14 protein-coding genes are annotated in these 14,901 nt (G+C 47.4%); 1 reads left to right on the top strand and 13 read right to left on the bottom strand.

The window, feature by feature from the left end:
• Window positions 1–38: 38 nt before the first annotated feature.
• The 7 genes from ACIFO6_RS02600 to citZ form a co-directional block, all read right to left on the bottom strand.
• Window positions 39–770, bottom strand: a complete 732-nt coding sequence (locus ACIFO6_RS02600) for a response regulator transcription factor (RefSeq protein WP_430037816.1) — start codon at window positions 768–770, stop codon at window positions 39–41.
• A gap of 128 nt (window positions 771–898) precedes the next feature.
• Window positions 899–2,701, bottom strand: a complete 1,803-nt coding sequence (pnpS, locus tag ACIFO6_RS02595) for a two-component system histidine kinase PnpS (protein WP_430037813.1) — start codon at window positions 2,699–2,701, stop codon at window positions 899–901.
• Window positions 2,702–2,841: 140 nt separating this feature from the next.
• Complete coding sequence (locus ACIFO6_RS02590) at window positions 2,842–3,711, bottom strand: SDR family oxidoreductase (RefSeq protein WP_430037810.1); 870 nt, start codon at window positions 3,709–3,711, stop codon at window positions 2,842–2,844.
• A gap of 216 nt (window positions 3,712–3,927) precedes the next feature.
• Window positions 3,928–4,344 (bottom strand): hypothetical protein, encoded by a 417-nt coding sequence (locus tag ACIFO6_RS02585; RefSeq protein ID WP_430037807.1) that lies wholly within the window; start codon window positions 4,342–4,344, stop codon window positions 3,928–3,930.
• Between the two features lie 209 nt (window positions 4,345–4,553).
• Window positions 4,554–5,495, bottom strand: a complete 942-nt coding sequence (gene mdh, locus ACIFO6_RS02580; RefSeq protein WP_430037804.1) for a malate dehydrogenase — start codon at window positions 5,493–5,495, stop codon at window positions 4,554–4,556.
• A 15-nt stretch (window positions 5,496–5,510) separates the two neighbouring features.
• A complete protein-coding gene (gene icd / locus ACIFO6_RS02575; RefSeq protein ID WP_430037801.1) occupies window positions 5,511–6,806 on the bottom strand; it encodes an NADP-dependent isocitrate dehydrogenase in 1,296 nt (431 codons plus the stop codon).
• A 151-nt stretch (window positions 6,807–6,957) separates the two neighbouring features.
• Entirely contained in the window at window positions 6,958–8,070 is a 1,113-nt protein-coding gene (gene citZ, locus ACIFO6_RS02570) for a citrate synthase (RefSeq protein WP_430037798.1), read from the bottom strand.
• Window positions 8,071–8,414: 344 nt separating this feature from the next.
• On the opposite strand from citZ, the gene ytvI reads away from it, so the two are divergent.
• Window positions 8,415–9,533, top strand: a complete 1,119-nt coding sequence (gene ytvI, locus ACIFO6_RS02565) for a sporulation integral membrane protein YtvI (protein ID WP_430037795.1) — start codon at window positions 8,415–8,417, stop codon at window positions 9,531–9,533.
• Window positions 9,534–9,565: 32 nt separating this feature from the next.
• Here ytvI and ACIFO6_RS02560 read toward each other — a convergent pair whose 3' ends face one another.
• From ACIFO6_RS02560 to pstC, 6 genes are all read right to left on the bottom strand, one after another.
• The gene (locus ACIFO6_RS02560; RefSeq protein ID WP_013309596.1) at window positions 9,566–9,964 is read right to left on the bottom strand and encodes an FxsA family protein; all 399 of its coding nucleotides are present in this window, start codon (window positions 9,962–9,964) and stop codon (window positions 9,566–9,568) included.
• Window positions 9,961–10,479 (bottom strand): acyl-CoA thioesterase, encoded by a 519-nt coding sequence (locus ACIFO6_RS02555; protein ID WP_430037792.1) that lies wholly within the window; start codon window positions 10,477–10,479, stop codon window positions 9,961–9,963. The genes ACIFO6_RS02560 and ACIFO6_RS02555 overlap by 4 nt, the downstream gene beginning before the upstream one ends.
• Window positions 10,480–10,616: 137 nt before the next feature.
• The gene (pelA, locus tag ACIFO6_RS02550; RefSeq protein WP_430037789.1) at window positions 10,617–11,906 is read right to left on the bottom strand and encodes a pectate lyase; all 1,290 of its coding nucleotides are present in this window, start codon (window positions 11,904–11,906) and stop codon (window positions 10,617–10,619) included.
• A gap of 264 nt (window positions 11,907–12,170) precedes the next feature.
• Window positions 12,171–13,004: a phosphate ABC transporter ATP-binding protein PstB gene (pstB, locus tag ACIFO6_RS02545; protein ID WP_430037786.1), complete on the bottom strand. Its 834-nt coding sequence runs from the start codon at window positions 13,002–13,004 to the stop codon at window positions 12,171–12,173.
• Window positions 13,005–13,020: 16 nt separating this feature from the next.
• Window positions 13,021–13,917, bottom strand: a complete 897-nt coding sequence (gene pstA, locus ACIFO6_RS02540) for a phosphate ABC transporter permease PstA (protein WP_014280701.1) — start codon at window positions 13,915–13,917, stop codon at window positions 13,021–13,023.
• Window positions 13,917–14,849: a phosphate ABC transporter permease subunit PstC gene (gene pstC / locus ACIFO6_RS02535; protein ID WP_430037783.1), complete on the bottom strand. Its 933-nt coding sequence runs from the start codon at window positions 14,847–14,849 to the stop codon at window positions 13,917–13,919. Before pstC ends, pstA begins: the two co-directional genes overlap by 1 nt.
• Window positions 14,850–14,901: the final 52 nt, after the last annotated feature.

Here is a 14,901-nt window from a genome sequence, read left to right as displayed (position 1 = left end):
ATCGCCCATGCCGGGCGCACAAGAAAAACGCTCCTCATTTATAGCAAATGAGAAGCGCTTCTTTTTTTATTAACAACCAGTTTGTATCCGACTCCGCGAATCGAATCAATATGAACCGAATCGGGGTCCAGCTCGAGCTTCTTGCGCAATGAGCTAACATGCACGTCCACCGTCCGTTGACCGCCAATGTAGTCGAAGCCCCAAACCGCGTTCATCAGATCGTCGCGAGTCAATACCACACCCGGCTTACGGGACAAATAGAGGAGCACCTCAAATTCCTTGGGCCTTAAGCTGATGGATTGTCCTCCGAGAATGACTTCATATTTCTCAGGATAAATCTCCAGCTCGCCTAATTGAATTTTGGAGCCGTCTTTCTGATCGGATAGCACGCCTTCATCCCCACCGGAGGTTCTTCGCAGCACAGCCGTTACGCGGGCCAGCAGCTCGGAAACACCGAAAGGCTTCGTGATGTAATCGTCCGCTCCTGATTTCAATCCTTGGACAACCTCAGCTTCGCCGTTTTTGGCTGTTAAAATAATGATTGGAGTCGTTAGTCCCTGATGGCGGAGTCTGCTCAGAATATCCAGTCCGTTCATACCGGGCAGCATCAAATCCAGCAGAATCAAATCATAGGACTCTCTGGAGGCTTTTTCATACCCTGCACTGCCGTGATCCTCCGTATCTACTTCAAAACCCTCTTGTATCAAATTGTAGGATAGCAATCTGGCAAGCGTTGGTTCATCCTCAATAACCAGCAAGCGTTGTCCCATAAATAAATTCATCTCCTGTTTACCTTTTAAAGGCGCATTGGTCAAAATTCCAAAATCTTTTCCATACTCATGCGACACCCGTATATTTTATCACGGCATTGTTAACAGAATGTAAAAACCAAACTAGTTCATTCTTCCTGTTGCAATAACGGCAATTCAATCGTAAATGTCGTGCCCAAACCAAGCTCACTTTCCACGGAAAGCCCCCCATGATGTAGGTCCACCAAATGCTTGACGATGGACAATCCCAGACCTGTTCCCCCCGAGTTGCGCGAACGCCCTTTATCCACCCGGTAAAAGCGCTCAAAGATGCGTGGCAGGTCCTTCTTTGGAATCCCGATGCCCGTATCGCTAACTGTAAATACGACCTTCTCCGTGTCATTCTCCCGCTGTACTGTTACAACCTTGATTTTCACCTTGCCGCCGTCAAGTGTGTAGTTAATGCCATTAGACAGAAGGTTTACAAAAATTTGCTGGAGCTTATCTTCATCCGCCTCCATAAACAGTTCATCCGGGACATCCATATGCAGTGTAATTCTTTTTTTGGCAGCTACATTATTCAATTTTTCCAGCAATGATTCTATAAACGAGGATACATGAACCGGAGAGCAATCCAGCGGGGAACGCTTGGATTCAATTTTGGACAGCTCCAGAATGTCGCCGATCAGCCGATTGAGCCGTTCGCTTTCATCATAAATAATTTGCAAAAAGGAACGGGCTGTTTCCTCATCCTTAACCCCGCCACCGAGCAACGTCTCGGCAAAGCCCTTGACTGCGGCAATCGGCGTTTTTAGCTCATGGGAAACATTAGCCACAAATTCGCTCCGCATATTTTCCAGCCGCCGAATAGCTGTAATATCCTGCAAAAGGAACAGCATGCCGCGATATCTGCCTTCATCCTCATACATCGGCACACCATCGAGCAAAATCAGCCGTTCCTCGGGATTATACAGATGGACCTCACCATGCAGTCTGTCGCGGCTCTGTATACTGCCCTCGATCAGCTTCGTCAGCTCGTAGTGCTTTTTCAGCTCATGATACGGCTTGTCCGTCACCCGTGTGCTAGTGACACCGAGCATCCGCTCAGACTCACGGTTCACAAGCGCAATCCGCTCCCCGGCATCAATCATGAGAATCCCTCCGGTCATATTGCTCATGACGCTCTGAAGCAAATCCTCATTATCACGTATCGTTTTCATTTGGTTTTGCAGACTGTCCGCCATGCGGTTAATCGCTTCACCCAGTTGCCCTACCTCATCCCTGCGCTGTATGCCAACTCTTGCGTCATAATCCAGCCCGGAAATACGATTGGCTACGCCTGTAATATGCTCAATAGGCGAGGTTAGGCCACGCGCGATACGGTAACTGACCAATCCAGCGGCAAGAAACAACAAGACCAGACCAATGCCAATCGCCGTCCAGCCACGCTGCACACCTTCCTCTACCGCCTTCAAATTCATGGACAAACGGATATATCCGTCAAACCCCTTGTCGGATACAACAGGCTCTGCCACGTACAGCATATTTCGCTGCAAAGTTTCACTATAGCGTATCGTCCGTCCGATTCCTTCAGACGCGGCTTCCCGAATTTCTTCACGTGATACATGGTTCTCCATCTTGCGCGGATCGCTTAGTGAATCGCCAACAACCGTTCCATCCTTGCGAATGAAGGTCACCCGTGAGTCCGTCAGACGTGCAATTTCCTTGGCCTTTTCTGAATAGTAGGAGACGTAATCAGTACTGGAAAGAGCGTCTGCGCTGACAAAAGGAAATGTAGCCCGAAGCAGGTCGATCTCACGCCCCATATTTTCCTCAAGTACCTTCATGTTCGAGTTTTTAAAAATTTGTCCCATGGTGATTCCAGCAGCAAGGACAGATACGCCGATCAAAATCAGCATCATCAAGGTAAGCCTGAAACGAAATGACTTCATACATATGCCCATCCTTTAGTTGAGTAGAAATTTTTTGATCATAACAGCTGTAAGTTAAGTCCCATTCTACAGGCCACCTGCTTTTTGTTCCACTGTTAAAAAGGAAAAAAGGTCAGGGCACACATGCCCCAACCTCTCTCTTATCCGTTTACGACTTCACCGCCGTTGATATGGATAACCTGCCCGCTTACATAAGATGAATCATCTGAGGCGAGATACACATAGGCTGGTGCCAATTCTTCCGGCTGACCGGGACGTTTCATCGGCTGCGCCCCTCCGAACTCGCTGACGGTCTTGGCATCAAAGGTCGAAGGGATCAGCGGTGTCCAGATCGGTCCCGGCGCGACAGCGTTTACCCGAATGCCTTGATCGACCAAATTGAGCGAAAGAGAACGGGTGAATGAAGTAATCGCCCCTTTGGTGGATGAATAATCAATGAGTGTCTTGTTACCAGCATAGGCCGTAATCGACGTGGTGTTAACAATTGCGCTGCCCTTCTTCAAATGCGGCAATGCTGCTTGCGTCAGGAAAAACATGCCGAAAATGTTCGTGCGGAATGTACGCTCCAGCTGCTCTTTCGTGATATCCACCAGCTTTTGCTGTGGATGCTGCTCTGCGGCATTGTTCACGACAATGTCCAGCTTGCCCAGCTCGTTAACCGTCTGCTGAACTGCTTTTTTGGCAAATTGGTCATCTCCGATATCGCCGGGGATCAGCACGCATTTGCGGTCCTCCTGCTCTACTTGACGCTTCGTCTCCTCAGCATCCTTATGCTCGTTCAGATAGACGATAGCTACGTCAGCACCTTCCTTGGCGTACGTAACAGCTACTGCGCGTCCAATTCCACTATCTCCACCGCTAATGAGTGCGACTTTGCCTGTTAGCTTGCCAGCCGCCTTATAGGTAGACTTCTCAAATTGAGGTGCAGGCGACATTTTGGACTCGACCCCCGGTTGCTGTTCTTGATGCTGCGGGGGCAAGGTTTGTTGGGTCTGATTGCTTTTGGCCATCGTGCATTCTCCTTTCAAGATTAGATATCTTATAGGATGCAACATTTGTATCCACCCTACTCCTGATTTACCACACGGGCTTGTACGTTAAACGAAAAAGGAGTATGAGGTTCGTTGGACGCACAAAAAAACGGATTGTGCTTATTCAGCACAAACCGCTTTTTTCAATTTAGCATTTTGTATCATTCGATTTGCAGCCACTCGCAAAATGCTTCATTAAATAATATGGCTATATACCATTAAAAACGTGATGAGGATCAGAAATACCGCAAGCAATGTACTGAACATGCGCATTTTTCCAGCGTATTGCGTAATGGGCTGTTGGTTACGAATCGCTTCCAGCGATAAACGTAACGGCTTGCCCATAGCACCTGCGATGCCGGAGATAGCCAGAAACAGCAGCAAAACGACGACGATCCATGCTACGGAATATGGACCCCAAGCAAAAATCATATAGATGCCGCTAACGAGCAAAATGATCATTGCAAATTGAGCCAAACGGTTCAATAGTTGAACAGCCGATATCGTTCCTTCCTGCACGGAGGGGGCCAGCTTGTCGATTTTGCCAACTACGAAGGGGAGCAATATATAAAAACCCAGCGCCAGCGATCCGATCATGTGAATAAAAAACATAGTTTTCAGCCTCCATTTCTTTGTTTACCTGAATGTCATCATTTCAGTGTTTTGGGACATGCTTTTCTATGTACACTATCAACGCATACGAAATCTATTATACCGGGGAAATTAATTAAATTCTATATAAAGAGGTGTCCGTCGGCCATAACTATGGCTTTGGGACACCTCTTCAAGTAAAAGTATACCGTTTTAGTAGAAAATCGAACCTATACGGTTACTATTTTAATTACATTGCGGACTGATTCGGCGGATTGATCAAGCGCTACTTTTTCCTCGTCGGTCAATTCCAGCTCGAACACCTTTTCGATACCATTACCACCAAGAAGTGTCGGTACGCCGAGGAACAAGTCCTGATAACCGTACTCTCCCTCCAGATAGGCAATGACCGGGATAATACGTTTTTTGTCTTTCACAATCGCTTCTGTCATCTGCGTAAGCGAGGCTGCCGGGGCATAGTATGCGCTACCATTACCCAGCAGGTTAACTATCTCCCCGCCACCGACACGCGTCCGTTCTACAATCGCTTCGATACGTTCCTGCGAAATCAGGGTTTCGATAGGGATACCACCAACGCTGGAATAGCGTACCAGCGGCACCATATCATCACCGTGACCACCCAATACGAAGCCACGCACGTCTTCGACGGATACGTTCAGTTCCTGTGCAATAAAGGTACAATATCGCGCCGTATCCAGCACACCAGATTGGCCGATGACCCGATTTTTCGGGAAACCGAGCGTCTGATAGGCGGTATAGGTCATCGCATCGACCGGATTACTCAGAATAATGACGATAGAATCCGGCGCATACTTCTTCACGTTTTCACATACGGATTTTACAATGCCTGCATTCGTATTTACCAAATCGTCACGGCTCATGCCTGGCTTGCGCGCAATCCCCGCTGTAATAATGACGATATCCGAGTTGGCTGCATCCTCATAATTGGAAGTGCCTGTGACCTGGCTGTCAAATCCCTGAATAGGACTGGCCTCTAAAATATCAAGCGCTTTGCCTTTGGTCGGATTCTCAAGTTGCGGAATATCGATCAGAACGATATCACCCAGCTCTTTTTGGGCCAGCAGCAATGCGGTAGTGGCACCGGTAAAACCGGCGCCAACAATGGATATTTTTTTGCGTTGAATGGTCACGTGGCATTCCCCTCTCTACAGGTTACTAATAATGGTATCTGCGAACTCGGAGCATTTCACTTGTGTAGCGCCTTCCATCAGACGGGCAAAGTCATACGTTACGATTTTCTGATTAATGGACGTTTCCAGTCCTTTGTAAATCAGGTTTGCCGCTTCGTGCCAGCCCAAATGCTCAAGCATCATCACGCCGGACAAAATAACGGAACCAGGGTTTACGACATCTTTGTCAGCATATTTTGGCGCTGTGCCGTGTGTAGCCTCAAAGATAGCATGCCCAGTTACATAGTTAATGTTCGCACCTGGTGCGATACCAATTCCACCGACTTGAGCAGCCAGCGCATCGGACAGATAGTCTCCGTTCAGGTTCAGTGTAGCAATAACATCAAATTCGGAAGGACGAGTCAGCACTTGTTGCAGTGCAATGTCAGCGATCGCATCCTTAATGATGATTTTTCCTGCATCTTCAGCTGCTTTTTGAGCAGCATTTGCCGCATCTTCACCATCTTTTTCCTTGATAGCATCATATTGAGCCCAAGTGAATACTTTATCTGCAAATTCTTCCTCAGCCACTTCATAACCCCAGTTTTTGAAGGCACCTTCGGTAAATTTCATAATGTTGCCTTTGTGTACGAGCGTTACGCTCTTGCGTCCGTGGTCAACAGCATACTGAATGGCTGCACGCACCAGACGTTTTGAGCCCTCGGAGGAAACCGGTTTGATCCCGATACCTGACGTTTCTGGGAAACGGATTTTGTTCACACCCAGCTCCTGTTGGAGGAACTGAATGACTTTTTTCACGTCCTCGGAGCCCTCGGCATATTCAATACCCGCATAAATATCCTCGGTATTCTCACGGAAAATAACCATGTCTACCAATTCAGGACGCTTCACCGGAGACGGAACACCGTTAAAGTAACGAACAGGACGCAGACATACGTACAGATCCAGCTCTTGACGCAATGCCACGTTCAAAGAGCGAATGCCGCCGCCAATCGGTGTCGTAAGCGGCCCTTTGATGGCTACAATATACTCACGGATGGCTTCCAAGGTATCGTTAGGCAACCACTCGCCGTATGTATTGAAAGCTTTCTCACCAGCGAATACTTCATACCAGGCAATCTTCTTGGTGCCGTTATATGCTTTATCTACAGCTGCGTCCAGTACGCGCTTGGATGCTTTCCAGATGTCGCGGCCTGTGCCATCGCCTTCGATAAATGGAATAACCGGATGATTCGGAACCTGTAGTTGACCGTTATCAATCGTAATTTTTTCGCCTTCAGTTGGGAGCTCAAACTTTTCAAATTTCGCCATAAGTTCCTTTTCCTCCTCAGATATGAATGGGTACAGGGCGAAAGACGTGATCTTCATCATAGACAAAAACGCGCATCTCTCGCCGTCCCTTCTATTGTACCTTATTTTTTTAATTCAGGGTATACAGCCTCAATATTCGTACAACAAGTGATTAGCGTAATTCCGGAGACACATACTTTTGGTCAATCGGACCTGTATATTCAGCACGCGGACGGATCAGACGATTATTTTCGTACTGCTCCAAAATGTGCGCAGTCCACCCGGATACACGACTCACGGCAAAGATCGGTGTGAACAGGTCTCTTTTGATACCCAGTTGGGTATAAACAGAGGCAGAGTAAAAATCAACATTTGGCTTCAAGCCCTTTTGTCCTGTCACAATTTCCTCGATTCGAACCGAAATATCGAACAACGTCGTATCGCCGTTCATTTCGCCCAGTTCGCGGGACATTTTGTGCAAATGCTTGGCACGCGGATCACCGTTTTTATACACACGATGTCCAAAGCCCATAATTTTTTCGCGGTTATCCAGTTTGGTCTGAATATACGAATCCACCTGATCCAAACCGCCGATTTCCTCCAGGGTTTTGGCAACAGCTTCGTTGGCTCCGCCATGCAGTGGTCCCTTCAAAGCTCCAATTGCCGACGTAATGCCGGAATAAATATCGGATAGTGTTGCTACCGTCACGCGTGCAGCAAAGGTCGATGCATTCAATTCATGATCGGCATGCAGCACAAGAGCCTGATCGAACGCTTTGATAGCCGTCTCTTCCGGGTCTTTGCCAGTAAGCTGATACAGAAAGTTTTCGGCGATAGAAACACCTTTCTTGGGCGCAATCGGCTCCAGCCCTTCGCGCACACGCGCTATGGCCGCCACAATTGTGGGCAATTGCGCCTGAAGCTTGACGGTTTTGATCACATTGGCCTCTCTCGACATATCATCCGCCTGTGGGTCATACAAGGCAAGAGACGATACAGCTGATCTCAGGGCAGCCATCGTGCTCAAATCTTTTGGGTACAGCTTTAATTGAGTAATAATTTCATCCGGAATGGCAGCATATTCGCTTAGTTGGTCGCGAAGCTCCTGCAATTGGGCTTGATCAGGCAATTTTCCGAACCACAACAAATAAGCTACCTCTTCAAAAGCGGCGTTAACAGCCAAATCATCAATGTTATAACCCCGGTACGTGAGAACGCCATCTACGATAGAGCTTATGGAGGAAGTGGTCGCTACGATCCCTTCCAGACCTTTAGTCGCTGTCATCGTTACATCTCTCCTTTGTAAAAACATTGTGAACGGACTTGCAATGTAAACATTTTCAAAAGTAAGTTTTGCCTTTTAAATAAATAAGTAATGTTAACGCCATATGTCAATATTTAAACCTTCTTTCACTATACTGGATTTTGTCGTTTATGTGAACATTCAGGGCTATTCCGACACATTCAAATGTTTTATCGGTTCTATAAATATTTTTTTGAAACCCCTTACATAATTTTTTAATCCATTTGCACTTTTGTACACAGGTCTTGTCTCACCTCCTTCTCGCATATGTATAGTAAAGCACTTATTTCATGGAATCAACTGTAAAAGAAAGGAGCCGTGAGAGCTTGAGCCGGTTGATCCTGAATCGCATATTTCGCGCTCTTTGGGTCGTAGTCGTGATTATAGCTCTGTTGTTGGGCATATACGTGCTGTTCCCTCTCATCTATCCCTTCCTGTTCGCCTGGCTTGTGGCCTATGCCATGAATCCGCTCGTTCACTTTCTGCGCAGCCAGGCCCGCTTGCCACGTTGGATGGCTGTCACGGTCTCGTTATTTGTATATTTAGGCGGAATCGCCATTGTCCTCTCTGCGGCCATCACTCGGATGGTTCGAGAGATCATCAGGCTCACCATGACCTTTGACGGGCATATTGAACATTTTAAAAGCCTGTTTATCGACTGGACTCAGAGCGATCTGATCCAAAATGTGATTAATGAAATTAACCAATTTATCCGCAATAACCCCGATTACTACCATACAATTAACAGCAATATTGATAAAACAACCCAGACGGTAAGCTCGGCTGTCACCACACTGGTTGCCCAATTTTTTAATGGTATTCTGAATTTGCTGACCTCTCTGCCTAACATGGGCGCGGTGCTGATGGTTATTGTATTAGCGGCATTTTTTATCAGTAAAGACTGGGAACAACATAGCCAAATGCTCTCGAATACGGTTCCTGATACGATTCGCAAGCCCATGTCGGGGATATGGCACGATCTGCGCAAGGCGTTGTTTGGTTATTTGCGCGCACAGTTTATTATAATCTCCATTACTGCGGTGACCGTCATTATTGGACTGTTCATTTTGCGTGTAGAATCCGCCTTCACCATCGGTTTGATGATCGGACTGGTTGATTTGCTTCCTTATTTAGGGGTTGGCATTGTGATGATTCCGTGGATTTTATATGCCTATATGTCGGGTAATTTGGCATTAGGGGTGGGATTGTCGATCCTCTATATCATCCTGTTGGTGGGACGGCAAATTGTAGAACCTAAGGTGCTCGCAAGCAGCGTGGGTCTGAACCCGCTTCCCACCCTCATTGGGATGTTCATCGGGCTCAAGCTGTTTGGTGTGTTGGGGCTGATTATCGGACCTGTGTCCCTCATTGTAGTGGACGCGCTCCATCGCGCCAATGTCATTCAGGACTTGCGCAACTATATTCTTGCCGGAAGAGTCCGTTAAGATCATGTGAGTAGGAAAAACGGCAGCTTACGTCAAAACCGCCGAAACGTAATGCTGCCATTTTTCATTTTTTTCTCGAGCCATTTCAATAAAAAGCGTCGGTACAACGCACGGGTCAAAGGAAAAACCAGCGTAAAACCGATAATATCCGTTAAAAATCCAGGGATAAGCAGCAAGCTCCCGCCGAAAAAGACACATAATCCATCCAGCATTTTGCGGCCGGGCATTTGTCCCCGATTCATTTCATTTTTCGCATCAGCAATGACCTTGCGTCCTTCAAATTGCATCATAGCGGCTCCGATCAGGGTCGTCAGAATGATAAGCAGAATGGTTTTACCCGCTCCAATCCAGTGACTTACCCATATAAACCCGTACAGCTCTGCCAGAGGAATAAGCAGCAGCAACAGCCACAGACGTTTGCGCATCATCATGCTTTCTCTCCCTCCCCGCCTGACATCGCAGATCGTAGCGCGGTGTACAGCTTAGGCAACGCCTGATCCAGTCGGACGGGCTTCCATTCAGTGCTCACCCATACGTGGCGTGTCACCCCGGTTACGAGCAGCTCTCCCGGAAGTGTGTCTGCCTGTGTCCACACCTTTCCCACCTGGCTTTGATGCTCCTCAGCTGTTACACGCCGGACCTCATAAGTGTAGTTCAGACGTAGTCTGGAGAAGTCCGTAATCGCGGTATAAATGGTAATCAAATCATCATATCGGGCAGGACTCACATATTTCGCATTGATTTCGATAACGGGCAGCAGAACGCCTTGTTCCTCCATGCTTCGATAGTTAAAGCCTGCCTGCCGGATCATTTCCGTACGCCCGATCTCAAACCAGTTCAGATAATTGGCATGATACACGACCCCCATTTGGTCGCTTTCCTGATAACGCACACGCAGCGGTGCTCCATACCAGCGCAATTCCGTTTGTTTCTCCTCTTGTGTCATACAAGCTCTCCTATCTGTGTGCATCTTTATCTCTATTTTGCCCTCTCTCCATTAAACCATATTTACCGCCCCGGAACAAAAAGAGGGCCGAACCGTGATGGTTCCGCCCTCCCAAGCATTTTATAATGATGGCTTTATCATTTTGGCAACGGCTTGGACAGTTTGTAATATCCGCTTTCCGAGGCCAGCTTCAGCAGGCTCTTAGCCTGGCTTCCTGCCCAAGCATAACCGAGTCGTCTTTCCTTACTAATTTTCATAATGTCCGTATATTTTTTGCCATCCCGGTCTGAAAAGAAATACTTGTTGTCTTCCACATTGTAGAAGCGATACCACATTACGCTTGATGCGTCCTTTTGGAAAAACGTCGGACCCTGACGGTTGTATTTGATCCCGTCGATCCGGTTACTATCAAACCATTTCAAAGCGCTCTGAGCTGCTTTTTTCACCTCAGACGTTTGCGGTTGCGACATCAAGAAGGCCGTGATGCCTACAGACTCTGTAGTTGTTTTGGAAGGAAGCTCAAATGCACGGGCCGCAACAGATGCATAAGTAGACGGATCATGCTGTGCACCCCAGATCGTCGGTGTACCATTATTTACAATTTGAGACTTAATGGTGTACTGGATGCCTTTTTTTAGTGCTTGCTGAAGTTTGGAGCGATATGCATTGTCCAGAATATCGCTATCAAACGGCTGCTTCTTGTTCACAATATCGTCAGCCAAAACCATAACTCTAACCATTGCATCATCGTTGTAAGTTACGGCATCCGAATAATTTCCACGTTTAGGGTATACTTGCGGCCAGCCACCGGAGGAATATTGAGAGGTCAGAACGAAGTCAACTGCTTTTTGTACACTGTTCTTGATGTCTTTATTTTTTGTTTTTTTGTATACATCCGCCAAAAAGCGAATTTCAGTTGTCGTAGCCTCGTTATCAAATGTTCCCAGCTCTACGCCATCCTTGCTCTTCCAGGTAGAGCGTGCAGCTTTGCCATCCCACTTGGATTTATAATTCTTTTCCATAGCTTTGAAGAATCCGCCATGCGGCAATTGCCAGGATACAATATTTAAGGCAAGCGCAGTATCCTTGGATGTATTCCCCGTAGAAAACTGGCTGAAATCACGCATATTGTCCAGGATGCTATCAGCATTGACAACAGCAGCAGGTTTCGCCACTGCCGATAGTCTAATTATTTGATTACCATCCAGATTACTAGAATTCACATCGTCACCATAAACGGCCTGTACCACATTTGAATCCGTTGTTAGCTCATAAGGGACTGTAGATGATTCACGAACTGAATCTCCTGTACCTGACGTAATTTCCTGTGCCGCGACCCAAGAGGGATTTAGGAGTCCCGATGCAACTGTAACCACCGCACCTGAAATCGCTATCATTCTTGCTTTTGAACTCAATTTCAACTTCATTTGAATCTCTCCCTTTGTTTTAGTTCAGCTTCTTGCATAATTCGATTCCCAACGCTTAAAAGTACAATATATAGACAAATTAGGCTACTATTTATACAGGACAAATAGATAATTATATTATATGAAAATATACCCAAATAATCAATATATTTTATTATATACAAATGAAAGAGTTTACTAAACTAAAAAAACCTCTTACTAATACTGGATTAGTAAGAGGTTTTTTTCCTATCTCATGTATAGTAAGTCGACAAACAGCGTCGCTTACCCAAACCGGCCCATAATGTACTCCTGGGTCAGCTCATTTTCAGGATTAGTGAAAATATCATTCGTTTTGCCATGCTCAACCAGACTCCCGATATAAAAATAAGCAGTGTAATCGGAAATCCGTGCGGCCTGCTGCATATTGTGCGTTACGATGACGATGCGCAGATCTTTTTTCAACTCGGTAATCAGCTCTTCGACCTTACCTGTAGAAACAGGGTCCAGCGCAGAGGCCGGCTCGTCAAGCAACAAAATTTTCGGTTGGACGGATAGCGCACGCGCAATACAAAGACGCTGCTGCTGTCCACCAGACAATGCCAGGGCGGAATCATGAAGGCGGTCCTTGACCTCATCCCATAACGCCGCTTTACGCAGACTGCTTTCGACGATTTCATCAAGCTGTTTCTTTTTACGAACACCCCGGTATTTGGGTCCGAAGGCGATGTTATTGTAAATGGATTTGTAAAACGGATTAGGACGCTGCCACACCATGCCAATCTGCTGACGCAGCTTGATCACGTCTGTGCCCGGCGCGGTCAAATCCTGCCCATCCATCCAGATGTGCCCAGTCGTAGAAGAAGACGCAATCTCGTCATTCATCCGGTTGAGGGAGCGTAAAAAGGTCGATTTACCACAGCCGGAAGGCCCGATCAGGGCGGTCACTGTCTGCTTGGGAAAGGCCAGATTTACTTTTTTCACAGCCTCAAAGCTGCCGTAATAGATGCTCAAATCCTCGGTACTGAATGGTTGTGGAGCTTGCACCGCAAGTTGTTCCGAGCGCGTAGATTGTATGGATGTTGCAGGTGTTGCCGTTCGCGTAATGACTTGTTCCATGTTTCCCATCCCCTTTCTAATCCATCCGTTTGGCAGCTGTCAGCCGGCGGTAGACGACTCTTCCGAACCATCTTGCGATCAGGTTGAAGGCAAGTACGAGCAGCACCAATACCGCGGAAGCACCTGCGGCAATATCCTTGGAATCAGGAGCGATGCCTTCACTGTTAACCTTCCAGATATGCACAGCCAGTGTCTCGGCAGGACGCATCGGATTAATGGGAGATCTGGCATGCAATGGATTCCAATCCGTGAAATCAAGCGGCGGCGTACTCATCCCAGCTGTAAACAGCAACGCTGCTGCTTCCCCGAAAATGCGGCCCGCGGCCAAAATCGTCCCTGTAATCAAACTTGGCAACGCAGCGGGTAACAAAATGGAGGTAATGATTTTCCACTTGGACAGCCCGAGCGCAAGCCCGGCTTCCTTTTGCTCCTTGGGCACAGCCCGGAAAGCCTGTTCTGTCGTCCGAACCATCAGCGGCAGGTTGAATACAGCCAAGGCCAGGGCTCCAGATAACAGGGAAAAACCAAAATTAAATGTATTTACGATCAGTAAAAGTCCAAACAAACCGATGACAATGGACGGAAACGAAGACAATACCTCGACGACAAGTCGTATGAAGTCCGTAATTTTCCCCGGCTTCGCATATTGCGCCATGTATATACCCGCACCCCAGCCAATGGGAATGGTGATAATCAAGGTTAGAATAAGTAAAAATACAGAGTTGAACAATTGCGGGCCGATGCCTCCACCTGCGCGTAACGTCTGAGGAGCACTGGTCAAAAAGTCAAAGGAAATATGACTGACTCCGCGTGCCAAAATGAATCCCAGCAGTCCCACCAGAAGTGCGACAATGAACAATGCGAAGAAACAGATTACAAATGTAGCGATTTTGTCGGTCGTTTTAGCTTTCATCAAATCCGGTTTCTCCTTTCAAGCAGCCTTACCAGCAGCACGAAGATGAATGTCATGAGCAGGAGAACAAGCGCCATGCTCCAGAGAGCATTGTTATGAACCGAGCCCATAGCTGTATTGCCCATGCTAAGTGTAATAACACTGGTCAAGGTCGAAGCGGATTCCAGCAAGGATTGCGGTATATGCGGAGCATTCCCGATCACCATCTGTACAGCCAGCGCTTCCCCGAAGGCGCGAGCCATACCAAGAATAATTCCTGTTAACAGAGCAGGCAGCAGTGTCGGAATAATAACACGTGCAATGGTCTGCCAGCGGGTAGCGCCCAGGGCGTAAGAGGACTCGCGCAGGCCACCTGGCAAGGATGACAATGCATCCGCCATAATACTCGTAATGGTCGGCAAAATCATCACTGACAACACGAGACAGCCAGCGAGAATCCCGATGCCTTGTCCCCCGAACACGTCCCGCAGCAACGGCACAATTACGGTCAAGCCGACAAAGCCGTATACTACAGATGGAATACCGGATAACAATTCAATCGCAGGCTGAAGGATACGTTTACCGGATTTCGGTACGATTTCGGTCATAAACAAAGCCGCACACAAGCTGAGCGGGCTGGCAATCAAGGCCGCCAGAACGGTTACAGCAAAAGAGCCTGTAATAAACGGAAGTGCGCCGAAGGACTTGGGCTCACCATCCGGGCTCCATTTGGTACCGAAGAAAAAATCTCGCAGACTGACTCCATTCACCGCAAATGTAGCTACACCCTTGGAGGCGACAAAAAATACGATGGAGACAATAACTGCAACCAAAAAAACGACACAAACCGACGTATAAATGCGGCCGGTCCATTCTTCCCAGTAATGCCTTTCTTTCATACCTCGGGATCGTTTATTCTGTTCCATGTATGCCTTCCCTTCAATTGGTTCCATACTGTGACTCCTTTAACGGAAGAATAGAGGCTGGACGCTAGTCCGCCTCTTC

It is taken from the genome of Paenibacillus sp. NRS-1781, from assembly GCF_050467745.1.
GTDB classification, from domain to species: Bacteria; Bacillota; Bacilli; order Paenibacillales; family Paenibacillaceae; genus Paenibacillus; species Paenibacillus terrae_A.
The sequence above is the reverse complement of the archived record's forward strand: the minus strand, read 5'-3'. Positions and strand labels throughout refer to the sequence as shown.